Below are 21,787 nucleotides of genomic sequence, written 5' to 3'. Positions count from 1 at the left end.
CCCACGCTCCTCACGTCCCATCCTCCTTCGCCCGAGCCCGCACCTCCGCCGCGAACAGCTCCGCCGCGGGCGTGCGCGGCGCGCCCTTGCGCCACAGTAGCGCCGCCAGCTCGGACCGTGGGGCAGGGGAGAGCCGCTTCACCACCAGCCGCTCCGCATCGGACAGCCGCGGCTCCGGCAGCACCGTGACGGCGAGCCCCGCGCGGACAATCGCGAGCACCGTCCCCACCGCGTTCGACTCCAGCGCGATGCGCGGCGCCAGCCGCATCGCCGCGAACCAGGCATCCACGCGCGAGCGCACCCGCAGCCCCCTCGACAGCAACGCGAACCGCTCGTCCACCAGCTGCCGCGTACCCACCGACTCCTCGCCCGCCAGCGGGTGCCCCCGCGCCACAACCAGCGCCAGCCGGCTGTCGAATACCGGCTCCGCGTCCAAATCCCCAAGCCGCGCCGGCGCATAGCCCAGCCCCACGTCCAGCTTGCCGTCCGCGAGCCGCCGCTCCAGCCGCCGCACCACCGCCTCCTCCGCGCTCAGCGCCAATCCCGGATGCCTCCGCAGCACCGCCGCCAGCGCCGGCACCACCACGCCGCGCATGCTCGGCGGATACCCCACGCGCAGCGCGCCCGCGGCCAACCCCCGCAGCGCTCCCACCGCCGCCAGCCCGGAGTTCACGTCCTCCAGCGCCCGTGACGCGTACGTGCGGAACAGCTCCCCCGCCTGCGTCAGCCGCACCCCCGAGCGCGCACGCTCGAACAGCGGCGTTCCCAGCTCCTCCTCCAGCTGGCGGATCTGCTGCGACAGCGTGGGCTGGGAGACATGCACCCGCTTCGCGGCACGCCCGAAGTGCAGCGTGTCCGCGACGGCGGAGAAGTAGCGGAGGTGTCTTAGCTCCATGGGACCATCATAGATGCCACCTATCGCCCCCATGGGAACAAACGAATGTACGAATCGAGCCCCACGGGTACATCTTCCTCGCCACGAAGGAGAGACACCCATGAAGGCCTCGGACCTGTTCGTCAAAGCCCTCGAAGCCGAGGGCGTTCGCGTCGTCTACGGACTCCCCGGAGAGGAGAACCTGGACCTGCTCGAGTCCATGCGCGCCGCCGGCATGCGCCTGGTCGTCACGCGCCACGAGCAGGCCGCCGGCTTCATGGCCGCCACCCAGGGACGGCTCACCGGACGCGCCGGTGTGTGCCTCGCCACGCTGGGCCCCGGGGCCACCAACCTCGTCACCGCCGCCGCCTACGCCCAGCTCGGCGCCATGCCCATGGTCATGCTCACCGGCCAGAAGCCCATCAAGGTCAGCAAGCAGGGCCACTTCCAGATTGTCGACGTCGTCGGGATGATGCGCCCCCTCACCAAGTCCACCCGCACGCTCGTCTCCGCCGAGCACGTCCCCTCCGCCGTGCGCGAGGCCTTCCGCCGCGCCGAGGAGGAGCGCCCCGGCGCCACGCATCTGGAATTGCCCGAGGACATCGCCCGCGAGTCCACCGACGCCGTCCCCCTGGCCCCGGGCGTCGCCCGCCGGCCCGTGGCCGACGAGGCCTCCATCGCCCAGGCCGTGGAGACCATCGCCGCCGCCCGCCGCCCGCTGCTGATGATTGGCGCGGGCGCCAACCGCAAGCTCACCTCGGAGATGCTCCGCGTCTTCGTGGACCGTGTGGGCATGCCCTTCTTCAGCACGCAGATGGGCAAGGGCGTCGTCGACGAGACGCACCCCTTGTGGATGGGCACCGCCGCGCTCTCCGACGGCGACTTCGTCCACCGCGCCATCGAGGCCTCCGACTGCATCGTCAACGTCGGCCACGACGTCATCGAGAAGCCGCCCTTCGTCATGCGCGACGGCCGCCGCACCGTGGTCCACCTCAACTTCTCCTCCGCCGAGGTCGACCCCGTGTACTTCCCGCAGGTGCAGGTGACGGGCGACATCGCCAACGCCGTGTGGCGCATCGCCGAGGGCGTCGGCCCCCGCTCGCACTGGGACTTCACTCCCTTCGAGCGCGCCCGCGCGGGCCTCGACGCCCAGCTCGCGAGCGGCGCCACCGATGACCGCTTCCCCATCTACCCCGCGCGGCTCGTCGCCGAGGTGCGCCGCGCGATGCCGGACGACGGCGTGGTGTGCCTGGACAACGGCATGTACAAGCTCTGGTTCGCCCGGTACTACCGCTCCCGCCGGCCCAACACGCTGCTGCTCGACAACGCGCTGGCCACCATGGGCGCGGGGCTGCCGTCCGCCATCGCCGCGAAGCTCGTCTACCCGCGCCGCAAGGTGCTCGCGGTCTGCGGTGACGGCGGGTTCATGATGAACTCGCAGGAGCTGGAGACGGCGGTGCGCCTGAAGCTCGACCTGACCGTGGTGGTGGTGCGTGACGACGGCTACGGGATGATTCGCTGGAAGCAGGGGGAGATGGGCCTGCCCGACTTCGGCATGGCGCTGGGCAACCCGGACTTCGTCCGCTACGCCGAGGCGTACGGCGCCCGGGGCCACCGCCCGGCCAGCGCCACCGAGTTCGGCGCCACGCTCGCCCGCTGCTTGGAGTCTGGCGGCGTGCACGTCATCGACCTGCCCATCGACTACTCGGACAACGCGCGGGCGCTCGGCGCGGGCGCCGAGGCGGAGTCGTGAGCCATGAACACGCAATCGAAAGTGGGGAACGCCATGCTCGCTGAACGCTACCCGTACTACCTGGCCAACAAGCCCCGGCAGCCCAACGCGGAGCTGCCCGTGACGGACAAATACTCGGGAGAGGTCGTCACGCGCGTGGCCGTCGCGGACGCCGCCGCCGTGGAGGAGGCCATCGCCGCCGCGGTGCGCGCCGCCGGACCCATGCGGAAGCTGGCCCCGTACGAGCGGCAGGAGATTCTGGAGCACTGCGTACGCCGCTTCCGCGAGCGGGCCGAGGAACTGGCCCTGGCCCTGTGCATCGAGGCGGGCAAGCCGCTCCGTGACGCGCGGGGCGAGGTCACGCGGTTGATTGAGACGTTCAAGGCCGCGGCGGAGGAGGCCGTGCGCGGCGGGGGCGAGGTGCTCAACCTGGAGGTGTCGAAGCGCACGGCGGGCTACCGCGGCTTCACCCAGCGCGTGCCGGTGGGGCCGTGCTCGTTCATCACCCCGTTCAACTTCCCGCTCAACCTGGTGGCGCACAAGGTGGCGCCCGCCATCGCCGCGGGCTGCCCCTTCGTGCTCAAGCCGTCGGACCGCACGCCGGTGAGCGCGCTGCTCATGGCGGAGGTGCTCGCGGAGACGGCGCTTCCCGAGGGCGCCTTCTCCGTGCTCCCCACGCGCCTGGAGGACGTGGGCCCCTTCATCGAGGATGACCGGCTGAAGCTGCTGTCGTTCACCGGCTCGGAGAAGGTGGGGTGGGACCTCAAGGCGCGCTCCGGCCGGAAGAAGGTGGTGCTGGAGCTGGGCGGCAACGCCGCGTGCGTGGTGGACCGCGAGCCGGGCGAGTCGCTCGACTTCATCGCGGACCGCATCGCCCATGGCGCCTTCTTCCAGGCGGGGCAGAGCTGCATCTCGGTGCAGCGGGTGCTGGTGCACGAGGCGCTGTACGGCGAGCTGCGCGAGCGGCTCGTCGCGCGGGCCCGGGCGCTGCGCGCGGGCAATCCGCGGGACGAGAGCACCACGCTGGGGCCCATGATTGACGAGCCCGCCGCGAAGCGACTGGAGGGCTGGATTCAGCAGTCCGTGAAGCGCGGGGCGAAGGTGCTGGCCGGGGGAGGGCGCAAGGGCGCGCTGCTCGAGGCCACCGTGTTGGAGGGCGTGCCCGCCGACGAGCCGCTGTGCGCGGAGGAGGCCTTCGGGCCCGTGGTGCTGCTCCAGTCCTTCCGCGACTTCGACGAGGCGCTCCGCGTCGTGAATGACGCGCGCTACGGACTGCAGGCTGGCCTCTTCACGAAGGACCTGTCTCGGGCCATGCGGGCGTGGGACGAGCTGGAAGTGGGCGGAGTCGTCGTGGGCGACGTGCCGAGCTTCCGCGTGGACACGATGCCCTACGGCGGCGTGAAGGGCTCGGGCCTGGGGCGCGAGGGCGTGAAGTACGCCATGGAGGACATGACGGAGCTGCGCCTGCTGGTGATGCGTCAGGCCTGAGCGGCCCCGGCGGTGAAGCGGCCCCGGTACTCCGCCGGGGTGACGCCGAGCGAGCGCTTGAACACGCGGTGCAGCGTCTCCAGCGTGCCGAAGGGCCGCGAGTTCGGCGCCCAGGTCGCCCAGTGCATCCAGCTCGGCATCGAGTACGACCCCGAACCGCCGTTCAAGGCGGGTTCACTGCGCGTGGCCCCTCCGGCCGTCATCGAGGCAGCGCGGGCGATGTTCCAAATGCCCCAGGGTCATTGATACCCGCCCTACGACAACTATCGTAGTCGTGGCGTGGCCGCTCTCTTCGAGATGCGGCGGGGCCGTGTTCTCCTGCGCGGCTCCCCCTTGCCCTGGCCAGACCAGACATCAGGAGTTCGTATGCGTGCCGCCTTGCAGTCCATTTCGTGGGTCGCCGTCCTTCTCGTGGGGCTGCTGACAGCCCGTCCCTCCGCCGCGCACGAGCCGCTGCGCGAGCGCATCGACGCCTTCGTGCGCGCGGAGCAGAAGCGGCAGGGGGTGACGGGCCTCGCCGTGGGCGTCGTGAGCCACGGACGGGTGGTGCTGGCGAAGGGCTACGGCTTCGCCAACCTGGAGCACCAGGTCCCCGTGACGACGGAGACCCTCTTCCAGTCCGCCTCCGTGGGCAAGCAGTTCACGACGATGGCGGTGATGCTCCTGGTGGAGCAGGGCCGCATCTCGCTGTCCGACAGCATCACGAAGTACTTCCCCGATGCGCCCGCCTCGTGGGGGCCCATCACCCTCCGGCACCTGCTGACGCACACCTCGGGCATCCAGGACCTGGAGAATCAGCTCGACGTGCGGAAGGACTACTCGGACGCGGACTTCGTGCGGTTCATCCAGGGGCTGCCCGTGGAGTTTCCCGCCGGCCTCCGGTGGAGCTACAGCAACTCCGGCTACGTCCTGTTGGGCATCATCGTGAACCGCGTCGCGGGCACCTCCTTCGTCAACGTCCTCGGCGAGCAGGTCTTCAAGCCCGCGGGCATGAAGACGGCGCGCGGCATCAGTGAGTCGGACATCATCCCGAACCGCGCGGCCAGCTACCGGGTGCTCCGCGGCGCGCTGGCGAACCAGAGCTGGGTCTCCCCGTCCCTCAACACCACCGGGGACGGCTCGCTCTATCTCTCGCTGAAGGACATGCTGGCCTGGGATGCCGCCGTGGAGCGGCGCTCCCTCCTGAGCGGGGGGAGCTGGCACGAAATCCTGAGCCCCGTGACGCTCCAGAGCGGCGCCACCTATCCGTACGGCTTCGGGTGGGAGGTGACCGAGCGCAACGGCAAGCCCCTGCAGCAGCACACCGGCGCGTGGCAGGGCTTCAAGACGGCGTACGCGCGCTTCATCGGGGATTCCCTCTCCATCGTCGTGCTGGCCAACTACAGCCGGACGGAGCCCATGGATTTCGTGGACGGCATCGCCGCCATCGTCAACCCCGCGCTCGCCGTGCCGCCGCTGGCGCCCATTCCGGACCTCGAGCCGGAGGTGACCGCCCGCTTCACCTCGCTGCTCGAGCAGGCCCGGCAGGGGACGTTGAATCCGGCCGAGTTCGCGTACCTCCCCTGGTGGTTCTGGGTGGGTGGCGCGCAGAGCCTCAAGACGCAGCTGCAGGCACTGGGGGCGGCGGGGCCGCTGGTCCTGGTGAAGCGGGAGGTGCTGGGCGATGACCGCGTCTACACGTACCTCGTGGAGTTCGAGGCGGAGAGCCGGCTCTTCATCGTGTCGCTCACCCCGGACAACCGGGTGTCCACGTTCCAGCTGATGGCGAACTAGGGCAAGCCACGTGGGGCCCCCGGCGAGGTTGGGCTGTCTCGCCGGGGGCCCTCGGAGCAGGGAGGACTACTCGGTCAGCAGCGGGCCGGAGGAGAACACCTGGAACTCCGCGGCGCGGACGGCGTTGTCCGCGGTGGAGCCGCTCACGCAGTCCGAGTCGTTCAGCGGGTCCGCGTCCTGGTCGCCGTGGAACTTGTAGCCCCCCGTGCACTGGTTGGTGACGACGCGCAATTGCAGGTGCGTGGCCACCGTCTCGGGAATGAGGAACGAGCGCAGCTGGAGGTCCGGCGCGGACGGGCGCGGCACGTCGCCGGGGAAGGCGTCGTGGGCGCTGGAGTAGACGCGCGTGAAGCCCGTGTCCAACGTGCAGTTCAGGTTCAGCACGCTCGCCTTGCAGGCGTAGACGTCGAACGCGCGCAGCGCCGTGAAGCGGTTCTGGCTGCCCGTGTCCCCGCCCGCGTCATTCTCGTCCGTGGGGCGCAGCAGGGCGCTCACGTTCACCTGTCGCACGCTCCGGGGGCCACCCGCCAGCGCCACCGTCACCTTCGTGCCGCCGACCGCCACCGCGTTCAGCCGCGCCCAGTTGGTGGTCTCCGTGTCGTCGATGAGCTTGTCGTGGTTGACGCCGTCGCCCGTCGCCGTGGCGCCCTTCGTCATCGAGGCCCAGTTGGTGGGCAGCCGCGCCGTCAGCGTCTTCACCTCGCCGGGGCCGAAGGTCCACCGGAAGCGCTGCAGGCCGTGACCCTCCGCCTTCACGACGAAGTCATAGGTGCCGGGCACCAGCCGCAGGGTGGGGGACAGTGTCGTGTCCGGGTCCGTGTCCGCCGCCGGCCGCGAGCGCGCCTCGTACTGGCCCACGTACACCTTCGCCTTCACCGGCACGAAGCCCTCGTCAGAGGCCACCGCGTCGAAGGTGACGGTGGCCTGCGCCGTGTCCACCGGCGTGTCGAACCCCGGCACCGGCTGGGTGTCCTCGGCGGTGACGCTGGAGGCATTGCTGCCCAGGCCCCGGCGGGCGAACTCCCGCCACAGCAGCGCCTGGTGCGCTCCGCCGAAGCGCATCCGGTCCGCCGCGAGGTACGCGTCTCGCGCGTCCACCATGCTCACGCCCGGCTGCATCAGCAGGAAGGCGTCGAACACCAGCTGCATCCACCGCCGGTTGCCCGGGCACTCCGTCACGTGCCGCTGGCCGTTGGCGCACTCGGCCTGGAGCTGGGCATTGGAGGACGGGTACGCGAAGTCATACCGCTCGATGAAGGCCTGCCGGATGCCGTGGTTCGTCGCGCTCCAGACCTCGCCGTCCGAGTGCGACTGCGGCCCCGTCATGTCGTAGCCGATGTTGGAGTAGTTCAGCGGGCTGTCGTTCATCCCGTAGTTGCGGATGCCGCGCCCCGGGTGGCCGGTGACGTAGCCGCCCACCGCGAACGGGTTTCCGGACGTGGGGGCCAGCCCGTACTCCAGGAGGTACTCGACGGCGACGAGGTCGCTCCAGCTCTCGCCCATGGCGCCGGCCTGCAGGCCAGTGAGGTTGCCGTCCGGCCCACCCACCATGCGGTTGGAGATGGCGTGGGTGTACTCGTGGCCGATGACGGACATGTCGTAGTCGCCGTCCACGCAGGGCGCGTAGAAGGAGCCGGCGATGGGCTGCCACAGGTACATGTTGGTGATGCCGGGGATGCCGTCGTTGAGGGTGACCTGGTTCGCGTTGTCACGCCCGAGGTACGTCGGTGCGCCGCCCGTCAGCGCGCCCGCCTGCACGTTGCCCAGCTCCGGGTCCAGCTCGCCGCCCGTGGGCAGCTGCCCGCCCGTGCTCGGGTTGCCGAAGTTGGACAGCTGGAGGTTGTAGTTCTCCTCGGTGAAGCCGAGGAAGTAGCTCCAGTCGTGCATGCGGTTGTGCATCGCGAACAGGTTCGCGGTGGCCGCGTCCACGTCGTTGCGCTGCGGGGAGAGGAGCGCCAGCGGCGAGCACCGGCTCGTGTGCCACTGGTTCGTCCACGTGAAGGAGTAGTCGCGCACCGGGCTCAGCGGGCGGTACTGCTCGGCCGGGGTGAGCGGGCTCAGCCACGCCTCCGCGGTGATGGCCGCGTTGCCAATGGTGGTGAAGGTGGGCAGCCCCGTGCGGAAGTCGTAGTCCCAGGGTGCCCGCGCGGCGGTGTTCTTCAGCGTGGCGTCACACCCCTCGCCGGACGTCCAGCACGCGGTGACGCGCGTGTCCGTGGCGGAGTAGTCGAGCGGCGGGTTCGACGTGAAGAGCTTCCAGCGCGGCCCCTGGTCCAGCGGGTTCGTGTCCACGTCGTTGGTGACGAAGGTGCCCACGTACGTGAAGGGCCCGACCGGCGGCAGGGTGGGCGCGGCGTACGGGCAGACCTGCACCTGGTAGATGCCCGAGGGCAGCGACCCGGGCGCGTAGTGGAGGACCTCCGGGCTCGTCAGCAGGTCCGCGGAGGCCACGGTGACGCCGTTGAAGAGGAGGTTGATGGAGATGTCGTTGGTGGCCACCGCCGGCTGCGCCGCGACGGTGATGCTCCGCGTCCCCGCCGGGACTTCGAAGGGGTGCAGCGGGCCGCACGCCTGCGCCGCCGGAGCGTCCTGGTAGGCCCCGCTGAAGGTGTCCGGCAGCGCGAGGTTCTGCACGCGGTCCTGCCGGAAGAGCACCTCGCCGGTGCGCGCGTCCACGAAAGAGGTGTACGCCTGCACCTGCCCGCCATTCACGTCGAGGACGATGGTCTCGAACGCGGCCTTCACGCCCTGCGTGGGCGTGGGGAAGGCGACAAGGCGCGCGCGCTGCAACTGGGACAGGCCAGCCGCGGAGAAGACGGACCAGCCGTTCTCCACGCGAAGGCCGGTGAGATTCACGAGCGACAGCACGCGCCCCACGTTGCTCGCGGCGGCCAGCCACGCCTGCGTGGCGGACAGCAGGGCCGGTGCCGGCTCGGCCTGGCTGCCCACGGCGGACGAGGAGACGTAGGCCACCTTGCCGTCCACCAGGCCCACGGTGATGAGCCCGTCCTGCGCGGACGGAAGCAGGCCGAAGCGCTGGCGGAAGAGCACGGCCCGGCCGCTGCTGCCCGCGAGCTTCGCCGCGTTCACCAGCTCCAGCGAGGTGACGTCAGCGTCGGACAGCCGGAACAGCTCGCGATTCGCGCGCACCCACTCGCGCGCCGCGGTGCCGGCATCCGCACCCGGAGCGTTGCCGAGGAATCCGTCATGGCTGATGAGCGAGGCCGGCGTGCCGAACGCATTCCAGCGCACCGTGGCCCCCAGCGTCCTCACCGCGTCGAGCTGCGCCCGCGTGGGCAGCACGAAGCCCGTTCGCGAGTCGAAGTCCGCCAGCCCCGCGTGCGCCTGCACCACCGGCGCGCTCACCGCATGCGCCGGGGTGGGCGCCATCAACCACAGCGCGCTCGCGGCCCCCACCGCGAGCGTCGTTCTGCGAAGCCGGAACGGGAAGACATCCTCGAAGCGCGTCATCGAGCCATCCTTGTGTGAGCACATCCCACCCACGGGCGCGGGGAGATGCGGGACTCAATGACTCTTGAAAGGCACAGCCTGGTTGGATCGCCGGGGGGATGGCCCGCCAGGAGGGATGTGCTGGCATGTAGGGTGTTCTCCACGCTATGCGGGCGCTAGAGTTCAGCTCCCGACACCCCGGGCTCCTGTCGCGCGGCCTTCATTGGAAATTTCCAACAAGACTCCTTTCGCCGTTGAGCGTGCGGTGGTGCCGGGCCGGGATGGCGGGGACGTGCTGCTCGCCATCGTGAAGTGCACCTACGCCCTGGGAGCCGGCGGCCGGCTGACGCCCGCCGAGGCGCAAATCCCGGTGCAGGCGGCGGATGACTTCCACGGGAAGCCTGGCGAGTCCAGCGTGCGGTGGGAATCGGACCTCGCGCTCTACAAGCCCGCGACCGACGTCGTGCTGCTGGGGCACGCCTACGCGCCCGGCCGTCCGGAAGCGGAGGTCCATGTCTCGCTGCGCGTGGGGCCGGTGCACCGCGTGCTGGCCGTCTTCGGCGACAGACATTGGCGCTGGGGGCTGGGCATGTCGTCGCCGAAGCCCTTCACGAAGATGCCGCTCACCTATGAGCGGGCCTTTGGTGGCACGGACCGGAGCGCCGCCGACCCCAGGCACCACGAGATGGAGGCCCGCAATCCGGTGGGGCGGGGCTTCCGCGCGCGGCACACGGGGCAGGCGGCGGGGGACATCCTCCTGCCCAACATCGAGGACCCGAGAAACCTCCTGCGCTCGCCTCGGGACAGACCGGAGCCCGCGGGGCTGGGCTTCATCGCCCGCGGCTGGCAACCCCGCGCCGCCCTGGCGGGCACCTACGACGAGGCCTGGAGGAAGGACCGGGCTCCGCTGTTGCCCCAGGACTTCGATGAGCGGCACCACAACGCCGCTCCCCAGCCGCTGCGGGCCTCGCCCCACCTCGTGGGGAATGAGCCCGTGGAACTCGCCCACCTGAGTCCCCGGGGCACGTTGCGCTTCGGTCTGCCCGGGACTCGCCCTCGCGTGCAGGTCAGCATCGGCCGGACGCGGCATGAGCTGTCCGTGCTCCTGGACACCGTCGTGCTGCTGCCCGACGAGGACCAGGTGGTCCTGGTCTGGCGGGGGCACCGCCGTCTCTCGCCCGCGGACATGTTCTGCCTCGACTACCTCGAGGTGAGACCCCAATGAGTCGGGGCATCGCGCCATGAGCAGCCCTTCGCTCGTCATCACCGGCCTGGGCATGGTGTCCGCCGTGGGGGCGGACCTGGTCGGCAGCTGCGCGGCCATCCGCGCGCGCATCAGCCGGTTCCGGGAGGTGGACACCTTCGGGACTCGCGAGGCCCACGCCGAGGGAGAGCCGCGGCCCGTGGTGGCCTCGCCCGTGCTGTCCGAGCGGGGGCCGGACTGGGCGGTGCGGCTGCTCGCTCAGGCATTGCAGGACCTGGTGCGCAATGCCCGGCTCCAGCGCAGGGATTTGGCGCGATACCGGCTCCTCCTGTCGTTGCCCGACCCGACGCTGTCCCCGGCCCACGCCGCGCTGCACTCGCAGCTGGTGCCCCTGCTCGCGGCCCGCACCGGCATGGTCACCGTGCCCACCAGCGCCGTGGCTCCGGGGGGAAACGCGGGCATGCTCCAGGCCGTGCAGGCGGTGCTGGCCGCGGCGGCGCAGACCCGCTGGGAGCCCTGCATCGTGGCCGGGGTGGACTCCCACCTGCTCTCCGAGGGACTGGCGCGGCTCGACCGGACGGGGCGGCTGAAGAGCCCACGCAATCGCGACGGCTTCATCCCCGGCGAGGGGGCGACCGCCGTGCTGCTGGAGCGGCGCACGGAGGCGCTCCGGCGGGGCGCGGCGCCGCTCGCCTCGGTGGTGTGCGCGGAGACGGCCGTCGAGCCGCGCGCCATCGGCTCGGGCGAGCCTTCCTCGGGGGAGGCGCTCACCCGCGTCCTCCGCGCCGCGTGCGCGGCGGGAGTGCCCGAGGGCCACGGCTGGGTGGTGTGCGATCTCAACGGGGAGAGCTACCGGTTCCGGGAGTGGGGCCTGGTCCGGGCTCGGTTGACGCCCCAGCTCAATGGGCTGCGCCGCATCTGGCACCCGGCGGACTGCCTGGGGGATGTGGGCGCTTCCACGGGCGGCATGCTGCTGGCGGTCGCCGCCCGTGCCTTTCAGCGGGGCTATGCCCCCGCGGACCGGGCGCTGCTGTGGGCGGGCTCCGACGACGGACACCGCACCGCGCTCGTTCTCACCAGACAATGACAGGGAGGTTCGAGGGATATGGCGACCAAGGTGGGCGTGAACCAGCGGACTGTCGTCCACAAGGACAGCGGCGGAGTGACCATCGCCGCACCCGATGTCTGCCTGACGCCGGCGCCACCCGCGCCGCCGGTGCCCATTCCCTATCCGAACATCGCGAAGTCAGCCGACACGGACAAGGCCGCGAAGTCCGTCACCGTGGACGGAAACCCCATGTGCCATGCGGAGTCCGTCTTCTCCACGAGCACCGGTGACGAGGCCGGCACCAACAAGGGCGTCGCCTCCGGGAAGACGCAGGGCAAGGCCGAGTTCGTCAGCTACTCCTTCGACGTGAAGGTGGAGGGCAAGGGCGCGGCGCGCGCCCTGGATTTGATGCTCCACAACGACAAGAACACCCCGCCCGCGCCGCTCGTCCAGCCGCCCCTCGTCGCCATCCTCCCGCCCGAGCCGGAGGAGAAGCCGAAGGAGTGGAAGCTCGTGAAGATTGAAGTCCTCTAGAGGCCGGCGATGCCCCCCATCAAGCAATACGTCAACCTTCCCACGGACGCGGCCCACCCCGAGCGCGGAGACACGCGCAAGCTCCAGGTCACCCCGAACACGGTTCCCAACGTGGGCGCGGCGGACCCGGTGGAGTGGTGGATTGAGCCGGACCCCAAGAACACCGACCCCATCTACCTGAGCCCCGCCCAGCGGGCCCGGCTCCAGAACAATGAGACGGTCCTCAACGCCGCCACGAGCAAGTTCGAGAACAGCCTCAACTTCCCGCCCGCCGGGGGCGACAAGTACGTCGTCAAGGTGGCCAAGAAGGGCGACCGGGCGAACTTCCTCAAGACGGACGAGTTCGAGACGTGGAGGAAGATTTTCTACACCGTCTATTACATGGGGGCGGGAGCCCAGAGCCTCTTCAACTCCCTGAAGCCGAGGTTCGAGGCGGCCTTCAAGGAAGGGTTCGTGGAGGTCGAGCAGGTCCAGATGGTCGCCACCGCCACGGTGATGGCGCGGGTGGATGGCACCCTGGGCAATGCGATTGGCCGGCCCCAACTCCACTACCTGAGAGACCCTCCCCACGGCGTCGTCGGCCTGAAGCCCGCCGGGAGCGGGACGCTCGTGGACAAGCCGTTCCACGTGGCCATCCTGGTGGTGCCGGACATCTACACGGTGAAGGAGGAGAGCCTGGCCAAGACGGGACTCCTGAGCGCCACCGGCACCAGTTCCGTGCCTTATTGCCTCCACACCGACCCGGCGAACCCGCGGGCCTTCGTGTACCGCGCCAAGGCGAGCTGGCCCGGCCGGCTCGCCATCGACGTGCTCGACAAGCTGTCCGTGGTGGGCGTGCCGAGCGAGCAACTGGGCAGCATGGTGGGCTGGGACCTCAACGCCGTGCCCGGTCTGACCAACCATCTGGCCGCGGCGCCCACCAACACCTTCGACCTCTCGCTCATCCTGGTCTCCGAGAAGACGGTGATGGGCTACAGCGCGGCCAACATCTGCATCGTCCGCACCAAGGATTCTCCCACCGACGTGCTCCAGACCTTCACCCATGAGCTGGGGCATGGGTTCGGACAGGTGGTGGAGAAGGAGGAGCGGTGGGACACCGGCGGCAACAAGCTGTCCGATGAGCACAACCCCAACTGGCATACGGACCCGTATGGGGGCCGGGGCAATCATTGCACGACGAACGCGGTGCTGAAGACCGCCCCCGCGTATGCGGGCCTCACCACCGGACAGTGGTACCGGCACGGGGGTTCTGGCCATCTGTGCACGATGTTCTTCTCGGGAGAGCCCAACGTGGAGCCGGATGGGAAGTTCTGTCCGAAGTGTGTCCCCCGGCTCACGCGGTTCAACCTGGATTCGACCTCGATGACGTCCCGGAAGTGGAGCTATTTCGGCTGAGGGAGTTCGCCATGAAGTTCGAAGTGCAGCCCTTTGGTTACTCGCACGACCCGGACGTGCCGGACGTCGAGATGGGGAAGGAGAGCATCCGGCTGACCGTCACGGAGGTGGTGTGCTCGGAGGACCATCAGGTGGAGCTCCGGTTCTGCGCCAATGCCCTCTTTCCGGCGGAGGTGGGTTGGCGCTACCACTCCCTGGGCGAGGCGCTGGTGCTGGTGGTCAACGACGTGGACCAGCATGACGGCTTCGCGGTCCGCACCTACAACTCCTTCATCCGGTTCGAGCAGGACCTCACCATCAATCTCAAGTCGCCACCCGCGCTGCCGCTGCCTCCCCGCGGCTCGCTGAAGGCCAACGATTTCCAAGGGGCCTTCGTGAATGGCGTGGTGTCCTTCCAGGCCGCCCCACCGGTCCACCGGCCCAGCGTGTTCCTGTACCTCGTCCTGGAGAACTACGTGTCCAACGTGGTGGGCCTGGACCTGGTGGACCGCCGTGCCGTCCCGTTCTGAGCGAGGGAGAGCTCCATGCGAATCCTGTCGCTGACCTTTGGCCGGACGGCGCGCACGCCGGCCTTGAAAGCCCCTGGCATCGCCATCGCCGTGACGCGGGAGCCGGAGCGGGAGCCGGGACTCATCGTCTACGGCACCTGCCGGGCGCGGCGCACGGACGTGCCCGCCGGACGCGAGGCGCTTCCGCGCGGCGTCCTGCTCGTCGCCGTCAACCCCGTGACGCAGGGCTCCGCCGTCCTCAACCTCGTGGAGGACCGGCTGGTGTTCGATGACGACGTGGAAGAGGAGGGGAGCGACTACGTCGCGTCCTTCCGCTGCGTCCTGGAGCCTTCCACCAGCATGGTGGCCCCGATGTTCTTCCACGCCTCCTTCCGGCAGTACGTCTCCGACGTGCTCTGGGTTCCCCTGCCATAGCCGCCCATGGATTTCTCCGTCATCGTCGTCACCCACAACGGTCTGGAGATGACCGTCCGCTGCGTGGAGTCCCTGCGCAGGAACCTCCCACCGAAGGCGGAGCTCCTCTTCGTCGACAACGCGTCCACCGACGGGACCCGCTCGTACCTGCGGGAGGTGGCCGAGCGGATGGGAGACGCGGCCCAGCTGCTCCTGCTGGACGGGAACGAGGGCTGGTGCGGGGGCATCAACGCCGGGCTCGCGCGGGCGCGCGGCACGTACCTCGTCCTGCTCAACAACGACGTGGTCGTCACCCCGGAGTGGCTGGCGGGCCTGCGCGAGTGCATGGACACCGCGGGCGCGGTGGTGCCAGGGCTGCGGCGGGTGGGGCTGGTGGGGCCGGTGACGAACTCCGCGGGTGGGCCGCAGCAGGTCGCCAACCCTCCGCCCTTCCACGCGGCGAGCCTGGACACCCATGCCCGGAGGCACCGGGCCGCCTTCCGGCGCCAGTGGGGGGCCAGTTACTTCCTGTCCGGCTTCTGCCTGATGCTCCACCGCGACTGCTACGCGGAGGTGGGCGGGTTGGATTCGCGCTTCTCCCCGGGCGGCTTCGACGACAACGACCTGGTGCTGCGCGCGCAGGAGCGGGGCTGGGACTGCGTCATCGCCGGTGACGTGTACATCCACCATGAGGGGAGCGCGACGTTCCGCGCGGTGGCGCCGGAGCTGCGCAGCGGGATGGTGAACCGGGCTCGCTTCTACGAGAAGTGGCGCGAGCGCCGCCGCCCGGAGCCGCGGCTCATCGCCGCCTACCGGGTGAAGAACGGCGAGGCCACCCTGAAGGAGAGCCTGGACGCCACCGCCCGCTTCGCGGACGGCATCGTGGTGCTGGATGACGGCTCCACGGATGGGACGCGGGCCCTGTGTGAGCAGCACCCGGCGGTGGTCCACTACGAGTACCAGGACCTGCCCTTCAACGAGCGCAGGGACCGCAACCACGTGCTGGCCATGGCCGCCGCGCGGGACGCGGACTGGATTCTGTCCGTGGACGCGGACGAGGTCTTCGAGATGGACCGGGCGCGGGCCCGCCAGTTGATGCGCCTGACGGACCCCCACGTGAAGGTGCTCGGCTTCCACTGGTACACCTTCTGGGAGCCGGAGCACACCTGGTTCCGCGCGGACGGAATCTTCGGGCGCATGTCCGGCTACCGGATGTACCGGGTCGAGCCCGGCCAGCGCATCGTGCTCGGCACCGAGAACGGGCTGCACTGCGGCAACATCCCCCAGTTCCCGGACGGCGCCGCGCGCTACACCAACATCCGGGTGAGGCACCTCGGCTATGACACCGAGGCGCTCCGCCGCGCGAAGCTCGCGCGCTACCGGCAGCTGGACCCGACTCCCCGGGCGGAGCTGGTGGGCAACAGTGACTACTCCCATCTGGTCAGCGGCACGGTGACGCTGCGCCGCTACGCACCGGCGGACGGGGTGTCGCTCTGCATCATCACCCGCGACGAGGAGGAACGGCTGGAGGGCTTCCTCGCCACGCTGGAGGCGTTCGTCGACGAAATCTGCGTCGTCGACAACGGGAGCCGGGACGGCACCCGCGAGATTGCCCGGCGCTTCACCGACAAGGTGGTGGAGTTGCCCACGGACCGGGTGGAGCTGGCGCTCCTACGCAACCGGTGCCTGGAGCTGGCGACGCGCCCGTGGATTCTGGTCATGGACCCGGACGAGGAGCTGTCGCCGCATGACCTGCCCCGGCTGCGCAGGCTGATGGATGACCCGGACGTGGACGCATACACGTTCCAGGTGTCGAACCACCAGAAGGAGGGGCCGCCGATGATGACGCTGGCCGCGCGGCTGTTCCGGAACGACCCGCGCATCCGCTACTCGCGCCCCGTGCACGAGACGGTGGAGCAGAGCCTCACGGCCCATCCGGAGCTGGTGGTGAGACCCTCCAACGTGCCACTCCAGCACTACGGCTTCCTGAAGGATGACCAGGCCATGGAGGCCAAGCTCCAGCGCTACTACGAGCGCAACCGCGCCTATCGCGAGGCCCATCCCGAGGACGCGATGGCCTGGTACAACGAGGCACTCCACCTCCAGAACGAGGGCCGGGAGGCCGAGGCCCAGCGCTTCCTGGAGCACGCCATCTCCCTGGACCCGTCGTTCCTCTCGCCGCGCAGCCAGCTGGCGCTGATGTTCCAGGAGCAGGCGGTGCGGCTGTGGGGCGCCCTCGCCGAGCGCACCTCTCCGGAGCATCCCGTCCATCGGGTCGCACTGGAGGCCCTGGAGGCGCTGTACCGGGTGACGCCCGGGAGACAGCCCATTGGCAGGGCTCGCGCGGAGCTGCTGCGATGAGCCGCGGCCCTTTTCGGTGGAGCCGGCGCTCGTTCAACAAGGGACTGCTGCTGGGAGGCGCGGGGGCCCTGGTGTCCGGAGCCTGTGTTCATCGTGACACACCCTCCATGCCTGCCCCCGCCGTGGCCACCTCATGGGAGGAGGGGCTCGTGGTAGTGCTGGAGGAGAGCCGTCTCCACCTCACCTACCGGCTCACCCAGGCCGTTGCTGGGAGCTTGAAGCACTCTCCGGTGGAGGGAACCCTCGTGGTCGCCATCCACAGCCACACCCAGCTTCCCATCTGCCGCCCCTTGTCCGCGGCGAAGTCCCTGGAATGGAGCGGACCGACGACGATTGACGGTGGCCAGCAGTGGCTGGCGACGGTGGACTCCCGGGAGCTGCTCGGACCGGGCGAGGCCGCGGGACTGTGGTTCCTGCACGCGTCGATGATGCAGTTCCGCTCGGGGGTGCTCGCGCTGGAGCGGGTGGGCTGAGTCTTTTCCCCGGATTGGCAGGTCACCGTGCGTACTCCTGTCGACCACTCCCTGCCGCCCCACCTTCCGGACGTGGCCCCTCCGCCCCGGGGACGCGTGGTGGTCATCGCTCCCACGCGGGCCGCCTGTGAGACCATCGAGCTCGCGGTGGGGCTCCACCTGGACACGTGGCTGGAGCGGCACCACGGCGCGCGGGTGCGCGAGCTGGCTCGCGCGAGGAAGGGCTTCGGCATCGTCGCCGGCACCGGGACGGGGAAGACGCTGGCCATCCGGCCCATCGCCGAGGAGCTCCTGCGCCAGCCGCTCCGCGTGGGCGTGGTGAACCGCGAGCGCGAGGCGACGCCCGAGACGCCCCACTGGAATGTCGTCATCGTCACCACGGGCATCGCGCGGCGCTGGTTCCAGAACGGCGACATCCAGGCGGACGACACGCTCGTCATCGACGAAATCCACCAGACGTCCGCGGAGCTGGAGCTGTGCCTCGCGCTGGGCAAGCGCGTGGGCTGCCGCTTCATCTGGCTGTCGGCCACGGTGGACCCGGAGTTCTACGTCCGCTACCTCGACAGCGCCGAGGTGCTCCAGGTCTCCGCCTTCGACCCGGCGAAGGCCGCGCGCGTCTCCGTCGAGCGACGCGAGCCCCTCGCGTTCCTCGACGAGACGTTCCTCGAGGAGGTCCAGGCGCAGCGGCGCGGCGTGGGCGTCTTCCTCCCCACCCGGGCGGCGGTGGAGCAGGTGGCCATCTCCGTGCGCACCCGGTGGCCCGACATCAACGCGGCCTGGTACCACGGTGGGCAGCCCATTCGCGTCATCCGGCCGTTCCTCGAGGGGACGGAGCCCCGGCCCTACCTGCTGGCCATGACGGCTGCGGGGCAGAGCGCGCTCAACGTGCCGGGGCTCGACACCGTCGTCATCGACGACACGCGCTTCGCCAACCTCATCTCCCAGGGGCGCAACGTGCTCACCCGCGTGCACCTGGGCAACAACGAGCTGCTCCAGATGGCCGGCCGCGTGCACGGCCGCGTGGAGGGCGGACGCGTCTTCATCCTGAGCGACCGGGACATCGACTTCTTCGCGCTCCGCCCGACGACGCCCGAGTTCCAGCTCGCGGGCGACGCCGAGCGCGTCGTCCTCACCGCCGCCGCCCTGGGCGTGCGCGCCGACACGCTGGACCTGCCGGTGCCGTTGGACAGGGCCGCCTACACGGAGGCGCTCCTGCGGCTGCAGGCGCGAAACGTCGTCGATGCACAGGGGCGGTTGACGTCGTACGGCCGCGCCGTGGAGGCGCTCCCGGTGGAGCGCGAGTGGGCGGAGCTCATCGTCCACGCGGAGGACGCGCTGCTGCCCGTGCTCGCCGTGTGCAGCGCCATCGAGTCCCTGCACCGCATGACGCGCGAGGAGCGGAACCTGGACGGCGTGCTCGTCCCCGGCAGCGACCACCTCACCGCGTACAACCTCTATGCGGACGCGTACCGCGAGGCGGGCTCGGTGGGCGAGGTGTACGGCCTGCCGCGCCACGTGTTCCACGCGGAGAAGCTGGCGCTCTGGGCGGAGCGGCGGGGCGTGCTCGTGAAGGCCGTGGAGGACGCGGCGCTGGCCATGGCCAGCGTCTACCGGAGCGTGGGCCTGGAGCTGCCCGAGCGGATGCCGCTGGTGGACGAGGACGTGCACCGGCGCCTCATGGACCTGCTCGCGTGTTACATGCCCTTCGACCTCGTCATCGACGAGCAGACGGCCGCGGGTGAGCCGGTGCGCGTGGCGAAGACGAGCGTGTGCCCCAACTTCGGCGCGGTGGCGGGCACCCTCCGCTACTTCGCGGACCGCTCCGGCGGGACGAACGCGTCCATCGAGGGGACGCAGGTGCCGCTGGAGCTGCTGCGCAAGTACGCGCGCCGCGGCGGCCCCGACGTGGCGTACGACGCCCGATACGACTCGGTGGTGCTGGAGTGGAGCCTGGAGCACTCCGGCTTCGAGCTGGACCGTGAAGTCGAGCCGCTCGCCGCCTGGGGGCCGGACGTGGCCCCGCGCGCGCGGCGGGTGCTCGCCGAGGCCCTGGCGTCCGGCGAGGCGCACCATCCGGCCGTGCAGCGCAACCAGCCGCTCATCGACGAGGTGCGTGAGGTGTGGCGCCGCTCGGGAGGGCGCACGCCCCGGCTGGAGGAGGCCGAGCTGGCGGCCCTCTACGAGACGCGGCTCGACGGGGTGGACTCCATGGAGGCGTTCCTGGCGCGCCCGCTGGCGCTCGACCTGGACGCGCTCGTCCCGCCCGAGGTGCGCGCGCCGTACCTGGAGCTGCCGGACACGGTGAGCCTCCGCGACGAGGACGTGGACCTCGTCTACGACGTGGAGGAGGACGAGGCGGGGGAGCCGCATGGAGTGGTGTGGCTCCAGCTGCCGGAGAAGCTCGCGCGCACGCTCGTGGAGGAGGAGCTGCCACTGTTCGACCGGCCGGTGCGCTTCCGCGTGCGCCGTGGGCGGCGCGGCCTCGTGCGCGGTGACACGCTCTATGACTTGCAGGACCAGCTCGAGATGCCGTGGACGCCGGATGAAATCGAGCAGGCGGGAGACGGTGGCCATGGCCGGGCGGCGCGGTCCGCTCGGGAGCCGCGCCGGCCGGGACGCCGGTGAGGCCGGGCGCTATAGCTGCGTGACGCCGCCGTCCACCGTCAGCTCGGCGCCCAGCACGTAGGAGGACTCGTCCGAGGCGAGGAAGAGGGCCGCGCGGGCGACCTCCTCGGCGGCGCCCAGGCGCTTCATGGGGATGCGCGCCATCATCTTCGCGCCGTAGTCCATCAGCACCTCGCGCGGGCTGTCCATCCTCGCGCCGATGGGCGTGTGGATGGCGCCCGGGCTCAGCGCGTTGACGCGGATGCCCCGGCCCACCAGCTCCGCGGCGAAGCTGCGCGCCAGCGAGCGCACCGCGGCCTTGGTGGCCGCGTATGCGCTGGTCATTGGCACGCCAATCGAGCCCGCCAGCGAGGTGTTGAGGATGATGGACGCCTTCTCGTTGAGGTGGGGCAGCGCCTTCTGCACCGTGAAGTAGGTGCCCTTGAAGTTGATGGACACCAGCTTGTCGAACAGGGCCTCGTCCGTCTCCTCCAGGGTGCGCAGCTGCACCACGCCGGCATTGGCGAACACGATGTCCACCTTGCCGAAGGCCTCCGTCGTCCGGGCGTAGAGCCGGTCCAGGTCCTCCATCCGGGAGATGTCACCCTGCACGGCCAGCGCCGCGGGGCCGAGCCCCTCCGCCGCCGCCTTCAGTGTCTTCTCGTCCCGGCCGAGGATGGCCACCCGGGCCCCCTGCTCCACGAAGAGCTGCGCTGTCGCCAGTCCGATGCCGCTGTTGCCACCCGTGATGACCGCCACTTTGTTCTGCAAACGCTTCGACATGACGCTCCTGAAACGGCGCGAACTCGCGCGCCGGGCCAACGGGCCCCTTCCCGGAAGCGTAGCAGCGCCGGGGAAGGGGCCTGGACGGCCGCCTGCCCTCACGCCGGGTCAATGCGCAGGAGCGCCGCGAAGAGCTCTCGCGGATCCAGACTGGGGGGCAGTCCTGACACCCCACCGTCATTCACCTCGACCACCGCCCAGCCGCCGTCCTCCAGCATGGCCACGTCCAGGGTGAAGAAGGGCGAGTCGATGCGGCGCGCGAGCGGCTCGAAGGCGGAGAAGTCGGGCACCTCCACGTCGAAGTCATGGTACGGCTCCGCGGCCAGCAGCCGGCCGCGCCCGAAGAAGAGGCGGAACTCCAGGTGGGCGGGCCCGGCGGGCGTCCGTCCAAAAGTCTTGAGGGGAAGGTAGCGGCGGACCACCAGCCCGCGCTCGAAGCGGTCCCCGCGCTCCTCGACGAGGTTGGCGCAGATGCGCTCGAAGTCCTCGCGCGTGGCGCCGGCCGGGACGAAGCAGGCCTCCGCCCACCGCTCCTTGGCCGACTTGACGTGGTCCTTCACGAGCCAGGGCGGCGAGCCGAGCGCCTTCGCCGCGTTCCAGGCCTCCGTCGCATCCGTCCCCTCCGTCCACACCGAGCGCGCGGTGTAGGGCGCGAGGCGCGGGTACCAATTGGGCAGGTAGTGGGCCGCCGCGTACTGCTCCGGCGTCGTCATCAACTGGTGGCCGAGCTCGGAGACGGCCTCGTCCAGCGCGGCGTACTCCTCGCCGGTGAGCATCCAGCCGCGGTACAGCAGCCGGAGGCTTCCGCACGCGGGCACCGCCGCCAGCGCCTGGGAGGCATTGCCCGACAGCAGGGCCGACAGGTCCGCCTGGTACGTGTCCACGCCGAGGGCCTCGGCGGCCTCGGCCTCCACGTCGAAGGTGTCGTACTGGTGCGGGTTGCGGCCGAACAGGATGGCGTGAGCGCGCTTCGGATTCCGGGAGGAGGACATCGCGAGCCTTTCGTCGGGTGGGCGCAGCGGGGCCATCCGACGTCGGCCTGCGTGAGAACTGACAGCACCGCGGCGGGCACACTCCGTGCGCCACCCGGCGGTGTTTCGTCTGTTCGTGTCCTCTGGAGAGAACGGACGGGCCCGCCAGGTGGAACCTGACGGGCCCGCCTTTTC

17 protein-coding genes are annotated in these 21,787 nt (G+C 70.5%); 12 read left to right on the top strand and 5 right to left on the bottom strand.

The features are described 5' to 3' along the window. Positions 1 to 10: 10 nt before the first annotated feature. Positions 11 to 895: a LysR substrate-binding domain-containing protein gene (locus HG543_RS05785; RefSeq protein WP_169343662.1), complete on the bottom strand. Its 885-nt coding sequence runs from the start codon at positions 893 to 895 to the stop codon at positions 11 to 13. 100 nt (positions 896 to 995) lie between these two features. Here HG543_RS05785 and HG543_RS05780 point away from each other — a divergent pair, with 100 nt between their 5' ends. Both HG543_RS05780 and HG543_RS05775 read left to right on the top strand, forming a co-directional pair. Then, the gene (locus tag HG543_RS05780) at positions 996 to 2,627 is read left to right on the top strand and encodes an acetolactate synthase large subunit (RefSeq protein WP_169343661.1); all 1,632 of its coding nucleotides are present in this window, start codon (positions 996 to 998) and stop codon (positions 2,625 to 2,627) included. 33 nt (positions 2,628 to 2,660) lie between these two features. Beyond that, positions 2,661 to 4,094, top strand: a complete 1,434-nt coding sequence (locus HG543_RS05775; RefSeq protein WP_169343660.1) for an aldehyde dehydrogenase family protein — start codon at positions 2,661 to 2,663, stop codon at positions 4,092 to 4,094. Here HG543_RS05775 and HG543_RS05770 read toward each other — a convergent pair. Beyond that, complete coding sequence (locus HG543_RS05770; RefSeq protein ID WP_169343659.1) at positions 4,085 to 4,222, bottom strand: hypothetical protein; 138 nt, start codon at positions 4,220 to 4,222, stop codon at positions 4,085 to 4,087. The genes HG543_RS05775 and HG543_RS05770 overlap by 10 nt on opposite strands. Before the next feature lie 238 nt (positions 4,223 to 4,460). On the opposite strand from HG543_RS05770, the gene HG543_RS05765 reads away from it, so the two are divergent. Continuing rightward, on the top strand, positions 4,461 to 5,867 hold the full coding sequence (locus HG543_RS05765; protein ID WP_169343658.1) for a serine hydrolase domain-containing protein: 1,407 nt from the start codon (positions 4,461 to 4,463) through the stop codon (positions 5,865 to 5,867). Positions 5,868 to 5,933: 66 nt separating this feature from the next. Here HG543_RS05765 and HG543_RS05760 read toward each other — a convergent pair whose 3' ends face one another. After that, complete coding sequence (locus HG543_RS05760; RefSeq protein WP_169343657.1) at positions 5,934 to 9,338, bottom strand: M36 family metallopeptidase; 3,405 nt, start codon at positions 9,336 to 9,338, stop codon at positions 5,934 to 5,936. A 271-nt stretch (positions 9,339 to 9,609) separates the two neighbouring features. On the opposite strand from HG543_RS05760, the gene HG543_RS05755 reads away from it, so the two are divergent. The 9 genes from HG543_RS05755 (at position 9,610) to HG543_RS05715 (ending at position 19,859) form a co-directional block, all read left to right on the top strand. Further along, the gene (locus HG543_RS05755; protein WP_169343656.1) at positions 9,610 to 10,542 is read left to right on the top strand and encodes a DUF2169 domain-containing protein; all 933 of its coding nucleotides are present in this window, start codon (positions 9,610 to 9,612) and stop codon (positions 10,540 to 10,542) included. A 16-nt stretch (positions 10,543 to 10,558) separates the two neighbouring features. After that, positions 10,559 to 11,608, top strand: coding sequence for a beta-ketoacyl synthase N-terminal-like domain-containing protein (locus HG543_RS05750; protein ID WP_169343655.1), 1,050 nt, complete (start codon positions 10,559 to 10,561; stop codon positions 11,606 to 11,608). 18 nt (positions 11,609 to 11,626) lie between these two features. Next, positions 11,627 to 12,103: a DUF4150 domain-containing protein gene (locus HG543_RS05745; RefSeq protein WP_169343654.1), complete on the top strand. Its 477-nt coding sequence runs from the start codon at positions 11,627 to 11,629 to the stop codon at positions 12,101 to 12,103. A gap of 9 nt (positions 12,104 to 12,112) precedes the next feature. Further along, positions 12,113 to 13,498, top strand: a complete 1,386-nt coding sequence (locus tag HG543_RS05740; RefSeq protein WP_169343653.1) for a hypothetical protein — start codon at positions 12,113 to 12,115, stop codon at positions 13,496 to 13,498. 11 nt (positions 13,499 to 13,509) lie between these two features. After that, positions 13,510 to 14,007 (top strand): hypothetical protein, encoded by a 498-nt coding sequence (locus HG543_RS05735; RefSeq protein ID WP_169343652.1) that lies wholly within the window; start codon positions 13,510 to 13,512, stop codon positions 14,005 to 14,007. A 15-nt stretch (positions 14,008 to 14,022) separates the two neighbouring features. After that, a complete protein-coding gene (locus HG543_RS05730) occupies positions 14,023 to 14,421 on the top strand; it encodes a hypothetical protein (protein ID WP_169343651.1) in 399 nt (132 codons plus the stop codon). A 6-nt stretch (positions 14,422 to 14,427) separates the two neighbouring features. Next, positions 14,428 to 16,761 carry a glycosyltransferase gene (locus HG543_RS05725; protein WP_169343650.1) on the top strand — a complete coding sequence of 778 codons (2,334 nt, stop codon included), beginning with the start codon at positions 14,428 to 14,430 and terminating at the stop codon, positions 16,759 to 16,761. A 149-nt stretch (positions 16,762 to 16,910) separates the two neighbouring features. Further along, entirely contained in the window at positions 16,911 to 17,234 is a 324-nt protein-coding gene (locus HG543_RS05720; RefSeq protein ID WP_169343649.1) for a hypothetical protein, read from the top strand. Between the two features lie 27 nt (positions 17,235 to 17,261). After that, positions 17,262 to 19,859, top strand: coding sequence for a DEAD/DEAH box helicase (locus tag HG543_RS05715; protein WP_343073283.1), 2,598 nt, complete (start codon positions 17,262 to 17,264; stop codon positions 19,857 to 19,859). 9 nt (positions 19,860 to 19,868) lie between these two features. Here HG543_RS05715 and HG543_RS05710 read toward each other — a convergent pair whose 3' ends face one another. Both HG543_RS05710 and HG543_RS05705 read right to left on the bottom strand, forming a co-directional pair. Further along, entirely contained in the window at positions 19,869 to 20,621 is a 753-nt protein-coding gene (locus tag HG543_RS05710; protein ID WP_169343648.1) for a glucose 1-dehydrogenase, read from the bottom strand. A gap of 98 nt (positions 20,622 to 20,719) precedes the next feature. Continuing rightward, a complete protein-coding gene (locus HG543_RS05705) occupies positions 20,720 to 21,613 on the bottom strand; it encodes an ATP-grasp domain-containing protein (RefSeq protein WP_169343647.1) in 894 nt (297 codons plus the stop codon). Between the last annotated feature and the right edge of the window lie 174 nt (positions 21,614 to 21,787).

It is taken from the genome of Pyxidicoccus fallax, from assembly GCF_012933655.1.
Lineage (GTDB): Bacteria > Myxococcota > Myxococcia > Myxococcales > Myxococcaceae > Myxococcus > Myxococcus fallax.
Note: the sequence above shows the minus strand (reverse complement) of the source record. Positions and strands in the feature narration are given on the sequence as shown.